Genomic DNA, 18,164 nt, shown 5'->3' on the forward strand with positions numbered 1-18,164 from the left:
ATCAATGCCGCCGCAACCCCGGCGCTGCGCCGGTGACGAGCGCGACGAGGTCGTACGTGGCCTTGCGGTCGAGCAGACGCGAACGATCGGCGTAGGTCTGCCCCGGCTCGAAACTGCTGCGTCCGGCGAGCAGGCGCACGCTGCGCAGGCACAGCTCGCGCCGCGCCGGCGCGATGCCGGTGATCGAGAAGGCCAGCACGCCGGAGCGGCCGAGGCGGACCGCATGGCAGTCGAGCGCGTGGTACGCGTGCTTGCCCGTGTAGGCGATCTCCTCGACCCAGGCGACGGTGTGCCGCGAGGCGTCGAGCCGCGGCGTTTCGACGTAGTCGACGAGGCTGAATTCGGCCTCGCCCGCTTCCTGCCGGTCGGACAGCGCCTTGGTCGCGCGCTGCCCCGCCGCGAGCAGGGTTTCACGCGACTGGCCGGCGAACGATTCGTCGCTGACGAAACCGTCCGCGAAATGCTCGACGTCGACGTACCATGCATCCTCCGCGGCGAGGTCGACGCGCTCGTGCACGAGCCAGCCGACCGTGCGCGGCCCCGGCCCGTCGCCGCTGCCCGCGAACGCGCGCTGCAGCGCCACGCGATCGATGAAACGGAAATGCTCGGGCACGACGATCGACGCCTTCGCCACCGGCATGTCGACGCGGCCGCGGCTCGTCGCCACGTGTGCGAGCGCGCGGCGCCGCTGCGCCGCGCCGTGGGCATCGGCGGTCGCGTCCATCGCGTCCCCGCCGCCGGCCGCCGCCCCGGGCGCGACCTCGCCCGGGCGCAGCGCGAAGAAGCCGAGCCAGAGGGCGAACACACCGAACGCGGCGAGCAGCGGCACGCGCACGCCTTCTTCCTCGCGGTTCCAGTAGCGCGCGAGCACGTACGCGCCGACCGGCCAGACCAGCAGCATCGCGAGCGCGAGCCTGGGTTCCGAACGCCAGACACGCACGGCCGCGAACACGTAGAGCAGCCCGGCGGCGACCGCAACGACCACGAGCAGGAGTGCGGGGAACATGCGGCGTCCTCAGCGGGGCTCGATGCGCAGGATCTGCTCTTTCTTGAGCACGTAGGTCGCCAGGCCGCCCTTGCGACGGATCTCCATCGTGACCTCGCGCGCATCGGCCGAGGTGATGATGCCGTTGTGCTCGCGTTCGTTGGTCGTCGTGACCAGCACGCGCTCGCCGACGTGGTAGCGCAGTTCGTCGAAGGGGATGCTGTCGTCCTGCGCCGGCGCGGCGAGCCATTCGTCATTCGCGCCCGGTGGCGGCGCGACGACGGCCGCCACGACCGGCGTCTCCTTGACGGAATCGTCGTAGGCCGGCTTCGGCGCGGGCGGGGGCGCGGCAACCGGGGGCTCGACCGGCCGCGCCGCCATCAGTTGCTCGATGCGCGCTTCGTCCTCGTCGAGCGTCTGCGCGCACGCGCCGCCGGCCGCGCAGGCGAGCGCGACCACCACGACGACGCGTTTTCCAGGCCACCGGCCCATGGCTCTCCCCCTCGAGCAGCCCGCGTCGATCCGTTGCGTCGATCGCGGGCGCGCGAAAGCATAGACGATGCCGGTCGATCCGCTCCAGCGGGTGGGCTCAACGCGCTGTCGCACCCGGCAGGTTCGCCACGATCGCGGCGCCGAGCGCGGCGTAGTCGCCGTCGTAGTGATGGCCACCCGGCAAGCCGACCGCGCGCACTCCCGCCGGCAGCGGCCCGCGGCAGGGGCTGTCGTCCTCGTCGTCGCCGTGCACGCACACGAGCGGCACCTGCGACCGGGCGAGTTCGGGTCCGATCGGCAGCGCATCGTCGTGATGGGTCGAACCGAACCAGTCGCCGACGTGGATCTCGAACACCGCCGCGTCGTCGGGCGAGATCATGACGCCACCCTGCACGCGCGCGCGTGCCGCGGCAGGTAGCCGGTTGACGATGACCGGCACGAGGCTCGCGCCGAACGAATAGCCGATCACCACGAACCGCGCGTCGGCATCGGCCGCGCCGTAATGGGTGATCACGCGCGCGATCGCCGCGGCGGCGGCATCGGGCGTCTGCTTGTGCCAGAAGAACTTGAGCGTCGAGAAACCGATCACGCGCGCGCCCTCGGCCGCGAGCGCATCGGCGACGCCGCGATCGAGGCCGGCCCAGCCGCCGTCGCCGGTGACGATGATCGCGATGCGGTGCGCATTGGCCGGATCCTTCGCGCCCGCGGTCGGCGCGATTTCGGTGAGCGGCAGGTCGGCGACGTCGTCGGGCAGGGTCGTGCGCTGCGTATCCGCGCCGCGCCGCCAGCGGCGCCATGCGTCGGCAATCCCATGCGCCGGATCGCCGGCGGCGAGGGCCGGCGCGACCGCGCCGAGCCAATGCCATGCCGACGCGAGCGGCACGCTGCCGGTGTCGAGGCGCGCTCCGGCCGCGAACGGATGCGCCGACCACGGCAGCGGCAGCTGCTTCACCGGCTGCACGCGCCAGCCGCCGGGCGCGTCCGCCTGCGTCATCGCGCCGGCATCGCCGGCGCAGAACGGCTTGGGGAAGCGCAGCGCCGCATCCCAGCCGAGCGTGAGCAGGCCCTCGAAGGTGCCGGCCGGCGCCTGCGCGGCGAGCGCATAGGCGAACGTCGCGCCGGCACCGTCGCCGACGACGAGTGGCACCGAGTAGGTGGCGACGCCCTCGTGGCGCTCGATCCAGTGCGCGACTTCCTCGACATGGCCGGCCGGATACGAGCACGTGTCCTTGATCGCCTCCATGCGCGCGAGATACGCCGGCAGGTCGATGCCGACGACGAACGCCCCCGCGCCCGCGAGCGCGTCGCCGAGCGTCTGCTGGCGCGCGGTCCAGCCTTCACGGTCGGAGAACAGCAGGACGGTGTGGGCGATGTCGTGCGCGGGGCGGCTGAGGTGCAGCGGGCCGAACAGGCCGTAGGCGAGGGTCGGGGGCTGCGGAGCGCGCGTGGCGGTCGAGGGCTGAGGGCGGAGGGCGGAGGGCTGCGAAGCGCGGGTGTCCGCGGTCGCGCCGGCCATCAGGGCGAGCGCCGCCGTTCCGATCAGTGCGGGCGCGCCGGATTGCGGACTGGCCGGGCCTCGGCCCCCAGCCCCCAGCTCCGACGCCGCAGCCGCCAATGCGAACACGATCTGCGCAAGGCTCATCGCCCACCCGCCATCAGTGCCTCGATCTCGTCCGCATGCTTGGGCACGCCGGCCGAGATCACTTCCGGATCGCCGTTGGTCACCACGACGTCGTCCTCGATGCGGATGCCGATGCCGCGGAACCTCGCCGGCACGCCCTTCGCGTCGGGTGCGACGTAGAGGCCCGGCTCGACCGTGACGACCATGCCCGGTTCGAGCTCGCGGAACTCGCCGTCGATGCGGTAGTCGCCGACGTCGTGCACGTCGAGGCCGAGCCAGTGCCCGGTCTTGTGCATGTAGAAGCGCCGATAGGCATGTTCGCGCAGGTTCTTCTCGACGCTGCCGGCGAGCAGGCCGAGCCGGCACAGGCCACGCGTGATCGTGCGCACCGCGGCCTCGTGGTAGGCGTCGAACGAGCGCCCGGCACGCACCTCCCCGATCGCATCGAGCTGGGCCGCGAGCACGATGTCGTACAGCGCGCGCTGCTCGGGCGAGAAGCGCCCGTTGACCGGCCAGGTGCGCGTGATGTCCGACGCATAGCATTCGAATTCGGCGCCGGCGTCGACGAGCAGCAGGTCGCCGTCGCGCAGCTCCGCGTTGTTCGCGCGGTAGTGCAGCACGCACGCGTTGGCGCCGCCGCCGACGATCGGTTCGTAGCTCGGCACCGCGCCGTGCTTGCGGAACGCGTGCAGCAGCTCGGCCTCGACTTCGTGCTCGTTGAGGCCCGGCCGCGTCGCGCGCATCGCGCGCACGTGCGCCTCCGCGGCGATCTGCGCGGAGCGGCGCATGAGGCGCAGTTCCGCGCGCGACTTGTACAGGCGCAGGTCGTGCAGCAGGTGCGACAGCGCGACGAACTCGTGCGGCGGCTTCGCGCCGAGGCGCACCTGCGCGCGCACGCGGTTGACCCAGCCGATGATGCGCAGGTCGAACTCGCTGTCGCGGCCGAAGTGGTAGTAGACGCGCGTGCGGCCTTCGATGAGGCCGGGCAGGATGTCGTCGATGTCGTCGATCGGGAACGCATCGTCGAGGCCCCAGGTCGCGACCGCGCCCTCGGTGCCCGCGCGCGGGCCATCCCAGCGTTCGCGTTCGGCATCGCGCTCGCGGCAGAACAGGATCGTCTCGCTCGGCTCGCGGCCCGGCACGAGCGCGAGCACGGCGTCGGGCTCGGGGAAACCGGTCAGGTAGTGGAAATCGCTGTCCTGGCGGTACGGATAGTGCGCATCGTTGTTGCGCACGCGCTCCGGCGCGGCGGCGACGATCACGATCGCGTCGGGACCGGCCATGCGCATCAGCTGCTTGCGCCGGCGCGCGTATTCCCTGGGTTCGATCATCGGTGGTGCGCGCGAGGGCTGCGAAGTCGCGCGTAGTATCCGCGATTCGCGCGGGATACCCAACGCCGGCGCGTGGCCGGCTCAGTGCAGCGAGCGCGCCGTGCGGCGGCCGGCGCTGGTCTCGCGGTGCAGCACCGCGGTCGCCGTGCGCACGAAGTCGAGCACGTCGGTGAACGCCTGCTCGTCCTCCTTGCCGCCGCCGACCTCGAGCCGGGAGCCGGCGATCGTGCCGAGGTCGGCGAGGATCTCGGTCGCGTCGTCGGACAGGTGCGCGCGCAGCGTCGTTCCGACGAGGCCGAAGCCGCCGAGGAAGCCGCGGCACCATTCGACGAGCGCGTCGGCACGCCGCGCGAGCGGAGCGCCACGGGCCGGCAGCAGCGGCATGACGCGTGCCGGGTCCTGTTCGAACTGCGCGCGCGCCGCGGCGAGCAATGCGCGCAGCGCGGCGTGTTGCCCCGCATCCGCGTCGCCCGGCGCGAGCTCGAGGCGCTCGAGCCAGTCGTCGTCGCCGGCGAGGCCGCCCGCGCAGAGATAGCCCGTCAGCGAGCCGTGCAGGTCACTCGGATGCACGCCGAGGCGCAGCGTGGCGAGCACGCCGGCGAGTTCCTCATGACTGGGAAGTGCGGCCATCGGTCCGTTCCGCGGGCAAGGTCGCAGTCTAGCAGGCCGGCTCGCGCCGCATGGGCGGGCACCGGGCGCCCCGTGCATGGAACCGGCGGCGGTGTTTGCCTACACTGCGTTCAGCCCCGATTCCGTCAATGCCCGTGAGCCGTCCGAGACCCGCGTCGTCATCGGTCCGATCGCGCCCGCTTCGCCGCTGGTGCGGCGGGCTGGTTGCGCTGGCCTGCGCGTTCGCGGCACCGGCGCACGCGGGCACCGATGCCCTGCGACGCGACTTCTACTTCCAGACCATCAGCACCGAACAGGGGCTCGCCCAGAATACGGTGAGCTCGTTCCTGCAGGATCGCGACGGCTTCCTCTGGGTGGGCACCGACAGCGGCCTGCAGCAGTACGACGGCTATGCGTTCACGACGTTCGCCCATTCGGGCGACGACCCGACGAGCCTGCCGGAAGGACCGATCTCCTCGCTGGTCGAGGACGGCGACGGCACGCTGTGGATCGGCACGCTGGGTTCGGGTCTCGTGCGGCATGCACCGCACACCAGCGCCTTCGAACGCGCCGACCTCGGCGACGTCGCCAACGTGCATACCGTGCTCGCCGATGCGCGCCACGGCCTCTGGATCGGTTGCGACCAGGGCATCGTCCTGCTCGACCCGCGCACGGGCCGCGCCACGCGGCGCTGGCCGGTCGCCTCGAGCGACAACCGCGGCGTCCTGTTCCGCCAGTTCCACGTCGACGACAAGGGCACGCTGTGGACGGCAAGTTCGATCGGGCTGCTGCGCCTGGCCGACGGCGACGACGCACCGCGACGCGTCGCGGCGGATGCGATCGCCGACGCACGCGCCCTGCTCTCGCGCTTCGACGGCCGCCTGCAGGTCGGCACCAGCGACGGCCTCTACCTGATCGACGCGCAGGGTACGGCGCAACGCATCTGGCCCGACAGCGGCGAGCACCTGATCAGCGCGATGGTCGAAGACGCGCGCCACCGGCTATGGCTCGGCGTGCAGAACGCGGGCATCGCGTTGTTCGACCCGGTGCACGGCGACACGCAGTGGCTCCGCCCGGACCCGAACACGCCCGGCAGCCTGCCGGATGCGGTCGTCACCAGCATGCGCTTCGATCGCTCCGGCCTGCTCTGGCTCGGCACCCACGAGCGCGGCATCAGCAAGGTGGACCCGGAGGGCACGCCGTTCCACTACATCGCCGACCGCGATCCGCAGCGGCCGCACACCGCGACCAACTACGTGCGCGCGGTGTTCGAGGACGAGGCCGGCAGCCTGTGGATCGGTGCGAAGGACGGCCTCAAGCGCTACCTGCGCGACGGCAACCGCTTCGAGTACTACGACGACGTCACCCTGCACGGCATCCGGGGCGACCTGCGCATCAGCGACATCGTCGTCTATGCGTTCGCGCAGGCCGACCACGGCCACCTGTGGATCGCTTCCGACCACGGCGCGGGCCTGTTCGACCCGGCGCGGCGCACGATCACGTTCCTGCCGCAGGATCCGACCGGTGCGCACGGCCTTGCCGACGCCAACGTGCGCAGCCTGCTGCAGGCCGCCGACGGCAGCCTCTGGTTCGGCACCACGCGCGCGGGCATCGCGCGCTACGAGCCCGGCACGGAGCGCTGGACGAGCTACCAGCGCGCGGCGGGCGACGGCATCGTTGGCGGCCTCAGCGACGATCGCGTGCTCGCGCTGTACCAGGACCGCGCGGGCCGCATCTGGTCCGGCAACATCAACGGCCTCAACCTCGTCGATCCGCAGTCAGGCAGCGTGCGCGTGTTCCGCAGCGACGCGCGCGACCCGCACTCGCTGTCGGCGAACCTGATCCGCTCGTTGCACGAAAGCGCCGACGGCCACCTGTGGGTCGGCACGCAGGCCGGCCTCAACCGGCTCGACGCGCTCGACGCCCACCGCGCTCGCTTCTCGCGCTGGCAGCCGCGCGACGGCCTGCCCGGCGCGACCGTCTACGCGATCCGCGACGACCGCCTCGCGCGCCTGTGGCTGAGCACGAACCGCGGCATCGCCTCGTTCGACCCGCAGAGCGGCACGTTCCGCGCGTTCACGCTCGCCGACGGCCTGCAAGGCATGGAGTTCAACGGCGGCGCCGCCGCGACGCTCGCCGACGGCCAGATCGCATTCGGTGGCGTCAACGGCCTCAACCTGTTCGCCCCGCAGACGATCGTCGGCAGCCGCTACGCGGCGCCGGTCGTGTTCACCGCGGTGCGCGTCGGCTCGCAGGGCACGCCGGCGCAGAGCGAGGGTGGCGTGCTGACGATGGCCGCCGCCGAACGCGTCGTGCGCTTCGAGTTCGCCGCGCTGGATTTCGCCGCGCCCGAACGCAACCGCTTCGCCTACCAACTCGAGGGGTTCGACGAGCACTGGGTCGACGCCGGCACGCGCCATGACGCGACCTACACCAACCTCGACCCCGGTCGCTACACGTTCAAGGTGCGCGCGAGCAACCGCGACGGCTACTGGAGCGATCGCGTCGCGCGCGCCGAGCTGCGCGTGACGCCGCCATGGTGGGACAGCCTCGCCGCACGCACGCTGTACCTGGTCAGCGCGGCGATCGTCGCGTTCGTGATCTGGCGTGCGCAGCGCCAGCGGCGTCGCGAGGAGCGCTCGCATCACCGCGACCTGCGCGAGCGCGAGGACCGCCTGCGCCTGGCGCTGTGGGGCTCGGGCGACGACTTCTGGGACTGGAACATGGCCAACGGCACGATCGTCGTGACCGGCTCCGGCGACCTGTTCGACGGCGTCTCGCGCCAGCCGATCGCGCTCACGCGCGAGTGGTTCCGCGAGCACACCCATCCCGACGACCTGCCCGCGCTCGAGCGGCGCCTCGACCAGCACATCAACCGCGTCACCGACACGTTCGAATCCGAACACCGCGTGCGCAACCGCGACGGTACCTGGGCGTGGTCGCTCACCCGCGGCAAGATCGTCGAACGCGACAGCGACGGCCAGCCGCTGCGCATGTGCGGCACCGCGCGCGACGTGACCGCCGAACGCGCCGCGGAGCACGAGCGCCGTGTCGCGCACGAGGTGATCCGCAGCATGGGCGAGGCGGTCGCGGTGACCGACCTCGAGTTCCGCTTCGTGACGATCAACCCCGCGTTCACGCGCATCACCGGCTGGCGCGTCGAGGAGATCGCCGGGCGCTCCGCGGCGATCCTCAACTGCGCCCGCCATCCGGTCGAGCAGTACCTGGAGCTGCGCGAGGTGCTCAACCGCGACGGCCACTGGCGCGGCGAGTTGTGGCAGCGGCGCAAGACCGGCGAGGAATTCCTCAGCTGGGTCGAGATTTCCGAGATCTGCGACGCCAACGGCAAGCGCACGCACTTCGTCAGCGTCACGTCCGACATCACCGACCGCAAGCGCGCGGAACAGGAACTGCGCTACCTCGCCAACTACGACGCGCTGACCGGCCTGCCGAACCGCACCCTGCTGAGCGAGCGCATCGCCCACGCGATCGCGCGCGCGCGCCGCAACGGGCGCAAGGTCGCGGTGTTGTTCCTCGATCTCGACCGCTTCAAGCACGTCAACGACTCGATGGGCCACGCCGCCGGCGACAGCATGCTCAAGGCCGCCGGCGCGCGCCTGCGCCACGTCGTGCGCGAGGGCGATTCGGTCGCGCGCGTCGGCGGCGACGAATTCACGGTGGTGATCGAGGACATCGGCAGCAGCACCGAGGCCGAGCACGTCGCGGCCAAGATCATCGCCGCGTTCGAGCAGCCGCTCGAACTCGACAACGGCCAGGAAGTGGTGATCTCGCCGTCGATCGGCATCAGCCTGCACCCCGACCACGGCCAGGCCGCGAGCGACCTGCTCAAGTTCGCCGACACCGCGATGTACCAGGCCAAGGAACACGGCCGCAAGACGTGGATGGTCTACACCGAGGCGATGGATGCCGCCGCGCGCCTGCGCGCGACCACGGTCGCCGCGCTGCGCAAGGCGCTCGAACGCAACGAGCTGACCCTGCACTACCAGCCCAAGCTGTCCCTGCTCGACGACCGCATCACCGGCGTCGAAGCGCTGTTGCGCTGGCGCAGCGGCGACCTCGGCGACGTCTCGCCCGGCGTGTTCATCCCGATCGCCGAGGAAACCGGCATGATCATCGAGATCGGCGACTGGGTGGTCGAGCACGCCTGCGCGCAGCTCGCGCAATGGCGCGACGCGGGGCTGCACGACATCACGATGTCGATCAATATCTCGGTCGCGCAGCTGCTGCGCGGCGACCTGATCCGGCGCCTGTGCGACGTGCTCGCCGAGCACGACATCGCGCCCAACCAGCTCGAGCTGGAACTCACCGAGAGCATGGTCATGGCCAATGCGGAGCAGTCGATCACGACCCTGCGCCGGCTCAAGGCGATCGGCGTCAACCTCGCCATCGACGACTTCGGCACCGGCTACTCCTCGTTGAGCTACCTCAAGCGCCTGCCGATCGACGCCCTGAAGATCGACAAGGAATTCGTCGGCGACATCACGACCGACCCGGACGACGAAGCGATCACCGCGACGGTCATCGCGATGGCCCATTCGCTCGGCCTCAACGTCGTCGCCGAGGGCGTCGAACGGGTCGAACAGGTCGACTACCTGCGCGAGCAGGACTGCGACGAGGTGCAGGGCCACTGGCTGTCCTACCCGCTGCCGGCCGACCAGTGCCTGGCGTTCCTGCGCGAACGCGCCCAGCGCCGCCGGACCGCCCTCGGCGAGCGTGGTTGAGGGGCTCGCCGGGCCGGCTTGCCGGGCCGCAAAGCCGCGCACCGGCTCGCTGTTCCCTGCCACGGATTCCCGCTATATTCGGTCGCATGTCCGCGCTCGAACAAAGCCTGCTGGCGATCAGCGAACGGGTCGACCGTCTGCTCGACCTGTGTCGTTCGCTGCAGGAAGAGAACCGCAGCCTGCGCAACAGCCAGGAGCAGCTCGCCAACGAGCGCGCGCAACTGATCGCACGCAACGAGCAGGCGCGCTCGCGCGTCGAGGCGATGATCATGCGACTCAAGTCGCTGGAGCAGAACCAGGCATGAATGGCTCCGGCGAACCTGTCACCGTCCACATCCTCGACCGCGAATTCCACGTCGCCTGCACGCCGGACGAGCGCGCCGGCCTGCTCGCAGCGGCGCGCTACCTCGACGAGAAGATGCGCGAGATGCGCAACGGCGCGCGTACCGCCGGACTCGACCGCATCGCGATCCTCGCCGCGCTGAACATCTGCCACGAGCTGCTGGACGAACGCGCCCGCGGCTCGCGCGAGTCGACCCAGCTGGCAGAGAAACTGCAAGCGATCAACCTGAAGCTTGAACGCCTGTTGCCGGCCTCACTACAATAGGCACCAGGTGTCCTCTGCAGTGTCCGGCAGCGCACTCTTACATATTGCCTTGTTCCTATAGACGACCCCGGGACGGCCAGCGAAAACCTGTGTGCAGGTCCGCCACGAGCGGAAAGCCTTATGGTTCCGTCAGCCCTCCCACCTGATCCCAGGGATCAAGGTCGTTCGATGCGCACCGGCACATGGTGGAGGACATCTTCTTTTGCTTTCGTCCCTGACGCGGCTCGATGCGTGGCCGCGCGGGCGAATCGGCGTCGCGTCCAGAGCGGCCATCCATGGCCGCACTTTTCAGGCAAGGCCCCTTTGCGGATCGATGCGCGCAGATTGATGCACGCGTCTCGCATGTGGCCGCGCGCACGACCGGTCACGCCGCAGCGGCGACCTTGCAAGCCCTTCGGACGTCATGCCCGCGAAAGCGGGCATCCGAACTCGCTTCATTGCGTTGCCGGCCGCCACATCATGCAGCTTCAGGAGACCCGGCGACATGACTGATTCCTCCACGCCCCTCGACCGCGCGGCGCTCAGGAAGGCGCTTCGCGAGCGGCGTGCGGCAGTGCCGGCGGCGGAGCGGATCGCGGCGGCGCAGGCGGTGGTCGCGCAGCTCGAACAGGTGCCGGAGTTCATGACCGATCGGCGCATCGGCGGCTATTGGGCCGTCGACGGCGAGTTGCCGCTCGCCGCGCTGATGGGTGGACTGCGTGCGCGTGACCAGCAGTACTGCCTGCCCGTCATCGGCGCGGACCGCCTGCTGCGCTTCGCGCCGTGGCGGCCGGGCGCCGCGCTCGAAACCAATCGCTTCGGCATCCCGGAGCCCGTGTGCGAGCCGGCCGACCTGCTCGCGCCGACCGACATCGACGTCGTCCTCGTGCCGCTGCTCGGCTTCGACCGCAACGGCCACCGGCTCGGCTTCGGCGGCGGCTGGTACGACCGCAGCTTCGGCTTTCTCGCCGGCCGCACCGATGTCGGCAAGCCGGTCCTCGTCGGCGTCGGATACGCGATGCAGGAGATCGACGCGCTCGACGCGCAGCCCTGGGACGTGCGGCTCGACTACGTCGCGACCGAACGCGAGCTGCTCGACTTCACCGCGCCGGTCGAGGGCGTCTGACGCGGCGCGCGGCGGACGCTCGCGCGAAAACCCGCTACGCTCGCGGCTTTCCATGCCGACGGCCCGCCGCGATGCGCTACTGGCTCATGAAATCCGAACCCGACGTGTTCTCGATCGACGACCTCGCGCGCGTATGCAAGGAGCCGTGGACGGGCGTGCGCAACTACCAGGCGCGCAACTTCATGCGCGATGGGATGAGCGAGGGCGACGGCGTGCTGTTCTACCACTCGAGCTGCGAGGTGCCCGGCGTCGCCGGCCTCGCCGAGGTCGCGAGTGCGGCGTACCCGGATCCGACCCAATTCGACCGCAAGAGCGAGTACTACGACGAAAAGAGCACGCGCGAGGAGCCGCGCTGGATGCTCGTCGACGTCGCATTCAAGCGCAAGCTGAAGCGCACGATCACGCTCGCCGAGCTCAAGGAGCAGCCGCGCCTCGACGACTTCGCGCTGCTCAAGCGAGGCAACCGCCTGTCGGTGCTGCCGGTGACGAAGGCGCAATGGGACGTGATCCTCGCGCTGGAGTGACGGAGGACGCCCGCCGGCGCGGAGCCGCGGCGGGCGCGTACCGTCGCCGGCAGTGAGCCGCACCCGCGAAACGCGTACCATGCGCGACCTCGAACCAGCCAGCGGAGCACGCGATGAGCCAGGACGACCAGAAGCGCCTCGCCGGGCGCGCCGCGATGCGCTACGTCGAGGACGGCATGATCGTCGGCGTGGGCACCGGCTCGACCGTGGCGCATTTCATCGACGCGCTGGCCGAGCGGCGCGCGGACATCGAAGGGGCGGTGTCGAGCTCGGAGCAATCCTCGCGCCTGCTGAAGGAGCGCGGCATCCCGCTGCTCGATCTCAATGCGGTCGGCGACATCCCGCTCTATGTCGACGGGGCCGACGAGTGCGACGGCCAGAAGTGCCTGATCAAGGGCGGCGGCGCCGCGCTCACGCGCGAGAAGATCGTCGCCGCGGCCGCGCGCCGCTTCGTCTGCATCATCGATCCGGCCAAGCGCGTCGACGTGCTCGGCCGGTTCCCGTTGCCGGTCGAGGTGATCCCGATGGCGCGCAGCTACGTCGCGCGCGAGATCGTCCGGCGCGGTGGCCAGCCGGTCTGGCGCGATGGCGTCGTCACCGACAACGGCAACTGGATCCTCGACGTGCACGGCCTGCGCATCACCGCGCCGGTCGAGCTCGAACGCGAGCTCAACCAGATCGCCGGCGTCGTCACGGTCGGCCTGTTCGCGCAGCGACGCGCCGACGTGGTGCTCGTGGGTGCCGAGGAGATGCGCTGAAGCGTTGACCGTCCCGCCGCGGCCATGCTCCCATCGGGGGACCGGCTGCTCAGGCCGGCGTCTGGGAGAACACCGCATGACCCCGTGTCCGCACCGCCTGCCGCGCCGCCTGCTCGCGACGGCCCTCGCGGCCAGCACCTGCGTCGCCGCGACCGACGGGCTCGCGACGCAGGCGGCCACGGCACCGCAGCTGCGCACTGATCCCGCGCGGCGCATATTCCCGGCCTTCGCCGCGGAGCGCGCGCGCCCGGGCCGGCCGTCCGCGCCCGCCGACGTGCTGACCGTGACGAACTGTGCCGACGACGGCCCCGGCAGCCTCCGTGCCGCCGTCGCGGCCGCGAACGACAACGACGAGATCGACCTGAGCCAGCTCACGTGCTCGCGCATCACGCTGACCACCGGCGCGATCGAAGTCGACGTCGACAGCCTCACCCTGACCGGCCCGTCCCGCTATCATCTCTCGCTCGACGGCAACCACCTCGACCGCGTGCTGATCCACCCGGCGAACGGGGCGCTGACGGTCAAGCGGCTGACGATCGAGAACGGCCGCGACCGCGCGACCGGTTTCCACGTCTCCGGCGGCGGTTGTATCGCATCCGCCGCGTTCCTGTATCTCGACGACACGAGCGTGCGCAGCTGCTACGCAGGGGGCGAAGGCTCGTACGGCGGCGCCCTTTACGCCTACGCGGTGACGCTCGACCACAGCATCGTTTCCGGCAGCGTCGCCAAGGGCGTGCACGAGGATGCGGGCACCGCCGCGTTCGGCGGCGCGATCTTCACCTACAACCTCGACCTCACCGCGAGCACGGTCAGCGGCAACCGCGCCGTGCACGAAGTACGCGATGGCCGCACGAGCTACGACATCGGCGGCGGCATCGTCACGATCGTCGGCGGCAACATCCGCGACTCGACGATCGATTCGAACTACAGCGAGGGCCGCGGCGGCGGCATCGCCACGTTCAATCCCCTGCTTCTGTCGAACAGCACGGTTTCAGGCAACGTCGCCGCGGATGGCGCGGGCGGCGGGCTGTTCATGCGCTGGCCGTCCACCGTGCGCGCCGTGAGCAGTACGATCACCGCGAACCGCGCGAGCGCGGGTGGCGGCGCGTGGGTGGAGGCCGACGGCAGCGCGCTTTACAGCACCATCGTCTACGGCAACACGGCAGACCCGACCGGGTCGCCGAACCTGCAGGGACGCACGTCGCTCACGATCGCCGGCCACCACGACCTCATCGGCCCCGGCGACGGCTCGCTCGCACTGCCCGCCGACACGCTCGGCGACGACCCGCTGCTCGGCCCGCTGCGTTCGAATGGCGGCCCGACGCGTACGCATGCGCTCGCCCCGGGCAGCCCGGCGCTGGACGCCGGCAGCAACGTGGATGGCCTCGCATTCGACCAACGTGGCGCGGCCTTCTCGCGCGCGTACGGCGCCGCCCCCGACATCGGCGCGTTCGAACAGGGCGCGCCCGTGCTCGAGCCGACCGCCGTCCCCGGCCTCTCCGCGCGCGTGGCGATGTTGCTCGCGGCCCTGCTCGGCGGCGCCGGCCTCGCCTGCCTGCGCACGCGCACGCGCCCGACCGTGGCTGAACGCCCGCCCCGCCACCGTTGAAAACGCGCCGCGCCAGCCGTATTTGGTAAGCGACGCCGCAACACTCCCGGCGTCGGAGTTGTCTGTCTTGGACCCGGCCCTCGCTGCGATGCGGGGGCCTTTTTGTGTGTCGCCCAGCGCGGCGAGCGCGCTCACTTCGCCGCGGGGACCTGGATCTCCCCGATGCTTACGCGCCCCTCCGGCACCGAACCGAAGTTCTGCCGGGAGCGTTCCTGCAATTGCCTGCGGTACACGGCGGCGTCCAGGTTGCCGTGTTCGGGCGTCCAGACGTTTACATGGCCAGGCATCCCGACGCGCGATCCGGTGATCTGCGCAAGCTCGTGATCGAAATGCGCGATCGCTTTGGCGAGCGTGGCGTCGTCGCCGTATCGCGCAACGAGGTCGCGAAAGAGTTCGTTCGCCCGCGCGTGTTCGGCACTCGACGTCCCGGCCCAGGCCGCAGCCAGTGATTTCGAGAACGCACGGTCCTTGCGCTCGGCGGCGAGCGCGAGCCATGCGAGCCCGAGCGGCCGGTCCGTCGCGACACCCTCGCCCTTGAAGTAGACGATGCCGAGGTCGTACTGCGCCTCCTTCACCGCCCAACCGGCGGCGACCGTCCATTGCCCGATCGCAGCCGCGGCGTCGCCTCTCGCAAACAGCTCGCACGCCTTCCGGTAGTGGTACATGCCCGGCAGGAAACGCGATTCTTCTTCGTGCAGGTGGCCGCCCCGGCCGAGGTCGCCGAGCGTCTGTGCAAGCGCGGGGAGCGCCGCGCAAAGGAGGATCATGGAAAGGGCGACGAAAAAAGCCCCCGGTTCGCCGAGACGTATGCTCACGCGCTTCGGTGGTGTTGGCGGCGAGGGCGCGGCACGTTCGGGCAGGGGGCTGGCGAAGACCACCTTCATCGCTGCCAAGGCAGCCGCGTTGTCCTCGGCTGTGCCGTCGGTCTTGATGCGGGTCGGCATTCGGGTCGCGGGGTCGAGCTCCAGCTCGAAGGGGCGAAGGCCGCCTAGGTCCGCCTGCCTCACCAAATCGTCGATGGATGGGGGCTTGGGCATACCGTCCTCCCTGACGCGCGCGATGGCGGCAGCGTAACGCGCAGCCAGGCTCCACGCACGCAGAGCGGCCTCCCGCGCATCCCGAGTCGCCAGGCTCCGTTTGACGACGCGCACGCCCAGTGCTGCTTGGAGCGCCGCAGGGATCTTGAGTCGGAAGTGGTAGGTGCCCGATCGAGTTCGGACCAGATAGTGCGGGATGCATTTGGCTTGTGTCCAAGCCGGTGACCAAGCGCACGAGGGCCAGAAACGAAAAAGCCCCTGTCGAGACAGGGGCTTAGACGAGTGGCTGGGGGACTAGGATTCGAACCTAGATAAACGGAGTCAGAGTCCGTTGTCCTACCGTTAGACGATCCCCCAATGAGGGCGGGACTTCGCGGGAGCCGCGGCGATGCCGTCTGAGCCGGCTCCCATCCCCGGGCCCGAGGGCCCGCCGCTGCCGCCGTCGACGGCAGCGGAACGATCGATCAGCGCTTTGAGTACTGCGTCGCGCGGCGGGCCTTGTGCAGGCCGACCTTCTTGCGCTCGACTTCGCGCGCGTCGCGGGTCATGAACCCGGCCTTGCGCAGCGGCGACTTCAGCGTCTCGTCGTACTCGACCAGGGCACGCGCGATGCCGAGGCGGATCGCGCCGGCCTGGCCGGTCATGCCGCCGCCTTCGACCGTGACGAGCACATCGAACTTGTCCTGGTTCTGGGTCAGCTCGAGCGGCTGGCGCACGATCATGCGCGAGGTCTCGCGACCGAAGAAGTCGTCGAGGGCCTTGCCGTTGACCGTGATCGCGCCGCTGCCCTTGCGCAGGAACACGCGCGCTGCGGAGGACTTGCGACGGCCGGTGCCGTAGTTCTGCTGGATCGCCATGTGTCTGTTCTTCAGCTTCGTGGATTAGTCCGCGCCGGGAGGCGCGGGCTCGGATTTCAGGCCTTGACCTCGAGCACCTGCGGCTGCTGCGCGGTGTGCGGGTGGTTCGGGCCGGCATAGACCTTGAGCTTGCGGTACATCGCGCGGCCGAGCGGGTTCTTCGGCAGCATGCCCTTGACGCCGATCTCGATCACGCGCTCCGGATGACGCGCGAGCATGTCCTTCAGCGACGTCGTCTTGAGGTTGCCGATGTGGCCGGTGAAGCGATGGTAGTTCTTGTCTTCCATCTTGTTGCCGGTCACGGCGACCTTCTCCGCGTTGATCACGACGAGGTAGTCGCCGGTATCCACGTGCGGGGTGTAGATCGTCTTGTGCTTGCCGCGCAGGCGATGCGCAAGCTCCGTGCACAGGCGGCCGAGGGTCTTGCCGGCGGCGTCGACCACGTACCAGTCGCGTTTGACGGTTTCAGCCTTGGCGCTGATCGTTTTCATATCGGTAAGACTCTGGCTGGGCCCATAAAACCGGGCCGTCGGAAATGAGGGCGCGGGAGAATAGCGGATGCGCAGCCGGCCCGCAAGCGGGCGCGCCATCCGGTGCGAGCCGGCGATGATAGCATGGAACGCATGTCCGTACCTGCATCCGGCGTCCCCCGCGCCGACCCCGGCGTGGCGGCGCTGGCCGACCAGTGCGTGATGTGCGGCCTGTGCCTGCCGCACTGCCCGACCTACCGCCTTGAACGCACCGAAGCCGAATCGCCGCGCGGGCGGATCGCGCTCGCCCGCGCGCTGGCGGAAGGGCGGCTGGCGCCAGGTGCGGCGACGCTCGCGCACCTCGACCACTGCCTGGGCTGCCTGTCCTGCCAGAAGGTCTGCCCCTCGCAGGTGCGCTACGAGGACCTGCTCGTGCAGACCCGCGCCGCGCTCGTGGCCGCGACGCCGCCCGGGCACCTGCAGCGCTGGCTGCATTCGCCGCACCTCCTGCGCCGGCTGGCCCGGCTCGGCGCGACGCTGCGCGTGGCCCGCTGGCTGCCCAGGGTCGCGCGCCTGCTGCCACGCGGGTCACGGGGGCGCCGGCTCGTCGAAACGGTGCCCGCGGCTCCGCGCGTGCCCGGGTTCGCCGCGCCACGGCGTGCGGCGCCCGCGACGGGGCGCGCGATCGCGCTGGTCCGCGGCTGCGTCGGCAGCGTCTACGAGGCCGACACGCTCGCCGCCGCGCGCGTCCTGCTCGAGGCGGCCGGGCATCGCGTGGTCGAGCTCGATCGACACTGCTGCGGTGCGTTGCCGCGTCACGGCGGTTTCGTCGAAGCGGCCGCCCATGAGGCCGCGGCGACCCGCCACGCACTGCTCGCGCTGCGACCCGACGTCGTGCTCGGCTGCAGCAGCGGCTGCCACGGCGACCTTCGCGACGAGGTCGCCGCCGGCACGACGCTGGCCGTGCCGGACATCCATGCCTTCCTCGCGGCCGACCCGGGCTTCGACGCGCTGCGCTTCCGCCCGCTCGCGCGGCGCGCGGCGCTGCACCTGCCGTGCACCCAGGTCAACGTCGCCGGCGGGCTCGAGGCGATCCGCGCGCTGCTCGCGCGCGTGCCGCAGCTCGCCGTGCTGGAACTGCCCGGCCAACCGCGCTGCTGCGGCGCCGCCGGCAGCTATTTCATCGAGCATCCCGCCTTCGCCGACCGGCTCCGGGCCGAAAAGCTCGACCAGGCCGCCGCGCTCGCGCCCGACCTGTTGTTGACGACGAACATCGGCTGCCGCATCCATCTCGGCAACGGACTCGCGGCGCGCACGTCGGCGCTGCCGGTGCACCACCCACTCACGCTGCTCGCGATGCAGCTCGAGACGGACGCCGGTACGTAGTGTCGCGACGATGGCAGGGCGGTGCGCTTCT

The 18,164-nt window shown here is 70.8% G+C and carries 16 protein-coding genes, 1 tRNA gene, 1 other RNA gene and 1 pseudogene; 9 read left to right on the forward strand and 10 right to left on the reverse strand.

What is annotated here, in order from left to right:
• Nucleotide 1: 1 nt before the first annotated feature.
• From EV148_RS02010 to EV148_RS02030, 5 genes are all read right to left on the reverse strand, one after another.
• Nucleotides 2–1,006, reverse strand: coding sequence for a DUF2167 domain-containing protein (locus EV148_RS02010; RefSeq protein WP_131992686.1), 1,005 nt, complete (start codon nt 1,004–1,006; stop codon nt 2–4).
• A 9-nt stretch (nt 1,007–1,015) separates the two neighbouring features.
• Complete coding sequence (locus tag EV148_RS02015) at nt 1,016–1,477, reverse strand: hypothetical protein (protein ID WP_131992689.1); 462 nt, start codon at nt 1,475–1,477, stop codon at nt 1,016–1,018.
• A 97-nt stretch (nt 1,478–1,574) separates the two neighbouring features.
• A complete protein-coding gene (locus tag EV148_RS02020; RefSeq protein ID WP_158287271.1) occupies nt 1,575–2,993 on the reverse strand; it encodes an AcvB/VirJ family lysyl-phosphatidylglycerol hydrolase in 1,419 nt (472 codons plus the stop codon).
• Nucleotides 2,994–3,115: 122 nt separating this feature from the next.
• Nucleotides 3,116–4,429 (reverse strand): Xaa-Pro aminopeptidase, encoded by a 1,314-nt coding sequence (gene pepP, locus EV148_RS02025; protein ID WP_131992695.1) that lies wholly within the window; start codon nt 4,427–4,429, stop codon nt 3,116–3,118.
• An 81-nt stretch (nt 4,430–4,510) separates the two neighbouring features.
• Nucleotides 4,511–5,059 carry a UPF0149 family protein gene (locus EV148_RS02030; protein ID WP_158287272.1) on the reverse strand — a complete coding sequence of 183 codons (549 nt, stop codon included), beginning with the start codon at nt 5,057–5,059 and terminating at the stop codon, nt 4,511–4,513.
• Between the two features lie 134 nt (nt 5,060–5,193).
• Here EV148_RS02030 and EV148_RS02035 point away from each other — a divergent pair, with 134 nt between their 5' ends.
• From EV148_RS02035 to EV148_RS02070, 8 genes are all read left to right on the forward strand, one after another.
• Nucleotides 5,194–9,780 (forward strand): EAL domain-containing protein, encoded by a 4,587-nt coding sequence (locus EV148_RS02035; protein WP_158287273.1) that lies wholly within the window; start codon nt 5,194–5,196, stop codon nt 9,778–9,780.
• Nucleotides 9,781–9,866: 86 nt separating this feature from the next.
• Complete coding sequence (locus EV148_RS02040; RefSeq protein WP_131992704.1) at nt 9,867–10,085, forward strand: TIGR02449 family protein; 219 nt, start codon at nt 9,867–9,869, stop codon at nt 10,083–10,085.
• Nucleotides 10,082–10,387 carry a cell division protein ZapA gene (locus tag EV148_RS02045; RefSeq protein ID WP_131992707.1) on the forward strand — a complete coding sequence of 102 codons (306 nt, stop codon included), beginning with the start codon at nt 10,082–10,084 and terminating at the stop codon, nt 10,385–10,387. Before EV148_RS02040 ends, EV148_RS02045 begins: the two co-directional genes overlap by 4 nt.
• Nucleotides 10,388–10,395: 8 nt before the next feature.
• A non-coding RNA gene (ssrS, locus tag EV148_RS02050) (6S RNA) lies at nt 10,396–10,583 on the forward strand.
• A gap of 288 nt (nt 10,584–10,871) precedes the next feature.
• Complete coding sequence (locus EV148_RS02055) at nt 10,872–11,492, forward strand: 5-formyltetrahydrofolate cyclo-ligase (RefSeq protein WP_131992710.1); 621 nt, start codon at nt 10,872–10,874, stop codon at nt 11,490–11,492.
• 71 nt (nt 11,493–11,563) lie between these two features.
• Nucleotides 11,564–12,016, forward strand: coding sequence for an EVE domain-containing protein (locus tag EV148_RS02060; RefSeq protein ID WP_131992713.1), 453 nt, complete (start codon nt 11,564–11,566; stop codon nt 12,014–12,016).
• Between the two features lie 113 nt (nt 12,017–12,129).
• A complete protein-coding gene (rpiA, locus tag EV148_RS02065; protein ID WP_131992716.1) occupies nt 12,130–12,774 on the forward strand; it encodes a ribose-5-phosphate isomerase RpiA in 645 nt (214 codons plus the stop codon).
• A 76-nt stretch (nt 12,775–12,850) separates the two neighbouring features.
• The gene (locus tag EV148_RS02070) at nt 12,851–14,383 is read left to right on the forward strand and encodes a choice-of-anchor Q domain-containing protein (RefSeq protein ID WP_131992719.1); all 1,533 of its coding nucleotides are present in this window, start codon (nt 12,851–12,853) and stop codon (nt 14,381–14,383) included.
• Nucleotides 14,384–14,514: 131 nt separating this feature from the next.
• Here EV148_RS02070 and EV148_RS02075 read toward each other — a convergent pair whose 3' ends face one another.
• From EV148_RS02075 to rplM, 5 genes and pseudogenes are all read right to left on the reverse strand, one after another.
• Complete coding sequence (locus tag EV148_RS02075) at nt 14,515–15,420, reverse strand: SEL1-like repeat protein (RefSeq protein ID WP_131992722.1); 906 nt, start codon at nt 15,418–15,420, stop codon at nt 14,515–14,517.
• A 21-nt stretch (nt 15,421–15,441) separates the two neighbouring features.
• Nucleotides 15,442–15,690 (reverse strand): annotated as a pseudogene (locus tag EV148_RS19120) (DUF6538 domain-containing protein); the annotation flags it as partial.
• 13 nt (nt 15,691–15,703) lie between these two features.
• Nucleotides 15,704–15,777 (reverse strand) — tRNA-Gln (locus EV148_RS02080).
• A gap of 107 nt (nt 15,778–15,884) precedes the next feature.
• The gene (rpsI, locus tag EV148_RS02085) at nt 15,885–16,277 is read right to left on the reverse strand and encodes a 30S ribosomal protein S9 (RefSeq protein ID WP_131992725.1); all 393 of its coding nucleotides are present in this window, start codon (nt 16,275–16,277) and stop codon (nt 15,885–15,887) included.
• Nucleotides 16,278–16,333: 56 nt separating this feature from the next.
• Nucleotides 16,334–16,768 (reverse strand): 50S ribosomal protein L13, encoded by a 435-nt coding sequence (rplM, locus tag EV148_RS02090; protein WP_131992728.1) that lies wholly within the window; start codon nt 16,766–16,768, stop codon nt 16,334–16,336.
• Nucleotides 16,769–16,900: 132 nt separating this feature from the next.
• Between rplM and EV148_RS02095 the strand changes: the two genes are divergently transcribed.
• Entirely contained in the window at nt 16,901–18,133 is a 1,233-nt protein-coding gene (locus tag EV148_RS02095; RefSeq protein ID WP_206750687.1) for a (Fe-S)-binding protein, read from the forward strand.
• The last annotated feature ends 31 nt before the right edge of the window (nt 18,134–18,164 follow it).

The organism is Dokdonella fugitiva (assembly GCF_004342425.1).
Classification (GTDB): domain Bacteria; phylum Pseudomonadota; class Gammaproteobacteria; order Xanthomonadales; family Rhodanobacteraceae; genus Dokdonella_A; species Dokdonella_A fugitiva.

Excerpts from the sequence above, each read along its gene's own strand:
- rplM (WP_131992728.1), bottom strand. The coding sequence starts at position 16,768 with ATGAAAACGATCAGCGCCAAGGCTGAAACCGTCAAACGCGACTGGTAC.
- EV148_RS02060 (WP_131992713.1), top strand. The coding sequence starts at position 11,564 with ATGCGCTACTGGCTCATGAAATCCGAACCCGACGTGTTCTCGATCGAC.
- EV148_RS02070 (WP_131992719.1), top strand. The coding sequence starts at position 12,851 with ATGACCCCGTGTCCGCACCGCCTGCCGCGCCGCCTGCTCGCGACGGCC.
- rpiA (WP_131992716.1), top strand. The coding sequence starts at position 12,130 with ATGAGCCAGGACGACCAGAAGCGCCTCGCCGGGCGCGCCGCGATGCGC.
- rpsI (WP_131992725.1), bottom strand. The coding sequence starts at position 16,277 with ATGGCGATCCAGCAGAACTACGGCACCGGCCGTCGCAAGTCCTCCGCA.
- EV148_RS02010 (WP_131992686.1), bottom strand. The coding sequence starts at position 1,006 with ATGTTCCCCGCACTCCTGCTCGTGGTCGTTGCGGTCGCCGCCGGGCTG.
- EV148_RS02040 (WP_131992704.1), top strand. The coding sequence starts at position 9,867 with ATGTCCGCGCTCGAACAAAGCCTGCTGGCGATCAGCGAACGGGTCGAC.
- EV148_RS02075 (WP_131992722.1), bottom strand. The coding sequence starts at position 15,420 with ATGCCCAAGCCCCCATCCATCGACGATTTGGTGAGGCAGGCGGACCTA.
- pepP (WP_131992695.1), bottom strand. The coding sequence starts at position 4,429 with ATGATCGAACCCAGGGAATACGCGCGCCGGCGCAAGCAGCTGATGCGC.
- EV148_RS02095 (WP_206750687.1), top strand. The coding sequence starts at position 16,901 with ATGTCCGTACCTGCATCCGGCGTCCCCCGCGCCGACCCCGGCGTGGCG.
- EV148_RS02020 (WP_158287271.1), bottom strand. The coding sequence starts at position 2,993 with ATGGCCGGCGCGACCGCGGACACCCGCGCTTCGCAGCCCTCCGCCCTC.
- EV148_RS02045 (WP_131992707.1), top strand. The coding sequence starts at position 10,082 with ATGAATGGCTCCGGCGAACCTGTCACCGTCCACATCCTCGACCGCGAA.
- EV148_RS02030 (WP_158287272.1), bottom strand. The coding sequence starts at position 5,059 with ATGGCCGCACTTCCCAGTCATGAGGAACTCGCCGGCGTGCTCGCCACG.
- EV148_RS02055 (WP_131992710.1), top strand. The coding sequence starts at position 10,872 with ATGACTGATTCCTCCACGCCCCTCGACCGCGCGGCGCTCAGGAAGGCG.
- EV148_RS02015 (WP_131992689.1), bottom strand. The coding sequence starts at position 1,477 with ATGGGCCGGTGGCCTGGAAAACGCGTCGTCGTGGTGGTCGCGCTCGCC.